Source organism: Haloarcula amylolytica JCM 13557, from assembly GCF_000336615.1.
Lineage (GTDB): Archaea > Halobacteriota > Halobacteria > Halobacteriales > Haloarculaceae > Haloarcula > Haloarcula amylolytica.
This window is the reverse complement of the sequence record NZ_AOLW01000034.1, coordinates 1-4,153: the sequence shown is the minus strand read 5'-3', so window position 1 is coordinate 4,153 and position 4,153 is coordinate 1. Positions and strand designations below refer to the sequence as shown.

The following is a 4,153-nucleotide window of genomic DNA, read 5'->3' as shown; positions in this document are numbered from 1 at the left end:
TCAGTCAAGTGATGCTCAATCTCTTTTCGACGTGAGCGCTCCATTACTCATCTATCAAGCTTAACTAACAAAAGTTTTCGTACTCATTAGCCGCAGGGGTCGTGCCAGTCGCTCCGTATAACGCGCGAAACACCGACGACCCGCTCGATATCGAGTACAGGGTCGAAGACCGCATCACCGAACACAGCGAAGACATACAACTCAAGCAATCGACGTTGGATGAGACGTACAACCGCCGTACCGGAGTTGAACGAACCAACGAATCAGTGAAGGACTGCGGCCTCGGGCGAACGCACGCCCGAGGCCGCGTCCACGCACGAGCGCAGGTGTTCCTCGCTCTTTGCCTCCGGCTCGTTGTCGCTATCACCAACTACGAACGCGGAGACAATCCGGGAAGCACGATCATCACGGTGTGAGAGGAGTTCTATGATACCCTCTCAAGAAGGACAACGTTTACACCCACTTGATTCCTTGCGCAGTAATAGATGTTACCGTCTCTGGAATTAGTACTTGGAATACTCTTTGTCGTCGTTTCCGGACTGATTGTCCTGAGTACCAGTGGATTCTTTGGCTTCGTTTCCCCCACCGGGATCTTCTATGGATTGTTTGTCGTTTTTATATATGTTGGGACTATTCTCATCCACTACGGTGTCACATTATCGTATGCGGTTCCTGTAGAGAGCCATCCCCTCATTCTGGGCGGAGCGATTTTCGCGTTCGCACTCGGGACAGTCATTCCAAATCACCTATTGGAATTTGAACCATTCAAAGAGACCAAGAAATATGCGAGCAAAAAACCGGAGCCCTATATGAACCGCAATGTACATAAAGGGGTTCTGGCGATAGCCGGTGTACTGATACTGTGGATCGCAGTCGTGTATCTACGTTCCGGGTCACCGCTACTGTCTACTATCTCATTCCAAGCTTGGGCTGCCGCTCACTCCTGGCCGATGGTCGGCATAACGCTCTTCTTGCCGTTTGTCACCCTTCTTGCGCTGGTATATGGGTACGCAGAGCAGGAATCGCTCATCTGGCGTGCCGGAATTGTCGCCCTCGGAGCTACCTTGGCGTTTATGATACTGACATCTCGCCGATATCCAGTACTTGACTTTGGAATCTGGACTATTTGTCTGATCTCCTATTTGCAATTCAGGAAATACTCCGAGATGACGCGCATATTGTTAGTGAGTGCACTGGTTGTCATTCCGTTCTTTCTTGGAATATCGCTTATTCGGAATCCACGACCCGGTGCGTTCGAAAGTATGCTCATTGCGAGCGCGAAACACCTTCGAAATCGTATTTTCTTGTCGCAGGCAACGGGTGTGAATTACATTTTTACTGCATTCCCGAGAACCTACAGCTACTTCGGTGTAGAATTCGTTCTGGATCGATTTGTTTCAGTCTTGCCCGGATACGGACACAACCAATCATTCGGCGGGAAATTGTATGATACGGTGTTTGCTGGGGATGGCGGATTTCTCCCGCCTACAATTATCGGCAAACTGTATCTCTCCTTCGGTGGCCTCAGTCTAGTTGGCCTCTTCATTTGGGGTGTTCTATTACAAACCGTGTTTATTGCGTTCGTTCGAATCCAGAAGGCACCACTGACCGTGGTGTTGTTTGCAGTGTCTTCGGGACTGTTAGGCCGGAGTTTGATTCAGGGCTTCCTCGCACCTATCAACAGGATTAAATACCTACTCATCCTTCTCCTCCCGTTGGTACTGCTAGCCCTCAAACTGCCTGAAGTAAGAGTGGTTATGCGAAGAGAACAGTGACCGTTATCATAGTTCTCAGCCATTATGCCTGACAAACTTGACGCCACGGTTGGATCTATCAGGGCCCCGCTGCGCGATATTCTGACGGGGGCTGTAGTCTCTTTCCTTGGAATTATCATAATGCGGCTTGCTGGGCTCAGTGAGAAAGTCCTGATTGCTCGATTCTTCGATCCAAGTCGATATGGGCAGGTTATCTTAGCGATTTCGTTGCTGAGTATGGTTACGGTCGTCGGATCGTTAGGGCTCCGAACCGGTGTGGTTCGATACCTTTCACGACACGATAATAACAGCGATCAGCTCAGGGTCGTTACCGCGTCAGTCCGTCTGACTGGCGTCGCCAGTGCCGTGTTTGCCGTACTCTTGTTTTTGTTTTCCGATGTTCTGGCCATGCGTATTTTTAACGACCCCCAGATGGCACCCCTTCTGAAGATAGTTGCCGTCGGCGTACCGTTAGCTGTTCTCGGTCAGCTTGGTGCCTCGATTGCCCGGGGTATGAAAGACGCGAGGTCGAAAAACCTCATCGAGAACATTTCGTTTCCGGTCTCACGGGTCCTGTTTATTGGTGGTGCAATCGTTCTTGGGTTCGGAACGATTGGTATCGGGTGGGCATATGTTGGCGGGTATGCATTTATGACCCTCCTCGGTGCGTCCTACGTATATCTTGTCTTCGGGATTCCCAACGCGCCCGATGTTGAGTACAGGAACCTGTTGCGGTTTTCGGTTCCGCTGCTTTTCGCCAATAGTATGTCATTCATTAACAGTTCGTTGGACACGATTCTGATTGGCGCGTTCCTTACCTCTGATCAAGTGGGTATCTACGGTGCGGCATATCCATTAGGCAGGCTCGTATTTATTGCGCCAACTATTATGGGCGTGATTTTCACACCAGTTATATCGGACCTGCAAGCGAGCGATAAAGTGCAGGAGATACCCAAGATATACGCGATCGTCGCCAGATGGATCGTCATCCTGACATTACCCGGATTGATTCTGCTGGTAATCGAACCCGAAATCTTTCTGCGTTTTATATTTGGAACCGAATACAGCACTGGCTCAACAGCATTAGTGATACTGGCGCTCGGGTTCTTTTTCCACGTCGGCCTCGGAATTAATGGCGGGACCCTGAAGATGCTCGGCCAATCCGATTTCTTCCTACTCAGTACGGTGGTGAACGCCGTGATTAATGTCGGCCTCAATATCTGGCTCATCCCCCGAATAGGGATCGTGGGGGCAGCAGTTGCGACAGCGGTGTCGTACGCCATCGGAAATTCGTTAGTCTCAATTCAGTTGTACAGGGACTATCGAATCACCCCACTTACGATAGATAATTTGCTAACATATTTCATATACTTACCTATTATTGGTATATCATATACTGCCCTTAGTTCAGTGTTCGGCGGGTTCGGACTGATTCTCTCGGTCTATCTCCTTGCCCTGCTTGTGTTCTTAATAGCGTATTTCGTCTCGGGCATCCCCTCAGTGGAGGAGCGGCAGATTATCGACGAATACCGAAGCCAGTTGTTTGATGATTATTAGCGAACGCTCATCCGTAGCACATTGTTGATTTACAGCGTCGCTCGAACAGCGTGTTTGAGAGCGTCTCGGCCGGGTTTCCGAAACAACTCCCGGCGTAGTTGAAACGCCCTGAGATACTGTGTCAACTTGTCTTTGGAGATACCTCGGTGGGGCGAGAGCCACCGTCGCACCTGCGACGCGTGGCTCTCGCACGTGTTGACGTGCACCTCGTCGTCGGCGTATTCACCGTCGCCATGGACGACGTATTCGCGGTCGAATGCGTCGCCCTCTTCAAGCGGTTCGTATGCTCGAAAGCCGTCGGTATAGACAGTGAGCGACTCCTGCTGGCGCTCGGCCAGCAGGAGTCGAATTGTCGACTCGTCTGCGGCTTTCGACGGGATCACGTACCGCTGTCCGGTCCCACGGTCAGCGATGATGAAAATTGGTGGCTTGTCGCCGCCATACGAACCTCGTCCACGCGTGGACAGGCCACGCGAGCGCGACTCCCGGTCGCGCTCGCGGCCTTTCTTCCCGGCAGAGACGTACACTTCGTCGATTTCGACNCGCGTGGACAGGCCACGCGAGCGCGACTCCCGGTCGCGCTCGCGGCCTTTCTTCCCGGCAGAGACGTACACTTCGTCGATTTCGACCGGTCCGACGAGATCGAGGGAAGGCGCATCGAGCGCTCTGGCGAAGCGCTCGATGCGCCGGTGGATCGTCTTGTGTGTCACCCCGATTTCGCACTGTAGTTGCCGTAGACTCGTGTTAAAGGGCTGTGTTGAATCGCCATAAGGCGATGGAATTCACTGTTTGACGGCACGTTTGATGTTGTAGACGACACACATCAGAGCAATTTCTCGGAA

2 protein-coding genes and 2 pseudogenes are annotated in these 4,153 nt (G+C 51.8%); 3 read left to right on the top strand and 1 reads right to left on the bottom strand.

Going from position 1 to position 4,153, the window contains the following annotated elements; translation table 11 throughout:
- Window positions 1–86 precede the first annotated feature (86 nt).
- The 3 genes and pseudogenes from C442_RS13980 to C442_RS13970 form a co-directional block, all read left to right on the top strand.
- Window positions 87–416, top strand: a pseudogene (locus C442_RS13980) (transposase); the annotation flags it as partial.
- Between the two features lie 69 nt (window positions 417–485).
- Complete coding sequence (locus C442_RS13975; RefSeq protein WP_008311503.1) at window positions 486–1,775, top strand: hypothetical protein; 1,290 nt, start codon at window positions 486–488, stop codon at window positions 1,773–1,775.
- 24 nt (window positions 1,776–1,799) lie between these two features.
- Window positions 1,800–3,311, top strand: coding sequence for a flippase (locus C442_RS13970; protein ID WP_008311501.1), 1,512 nt, complete (start codon window positions 1,800–1,802; stop codon window positions 3,309–3,311).
- A gap of 29 nt (window positions 3,312–3,340) precedes the next feature.
- On the opposite strand, the pseudogene C442_RS13965 reads toward C442_RS13970, so the two are convergent.
- Window positions 3,341–4,060: pseudogene (locus C442_RS13965) on the bottom strand (IS1595 family transposase); the annotation flags it as partial.
- Window positions 4,061–4,153: the final 93 nt, after the last annotated feature.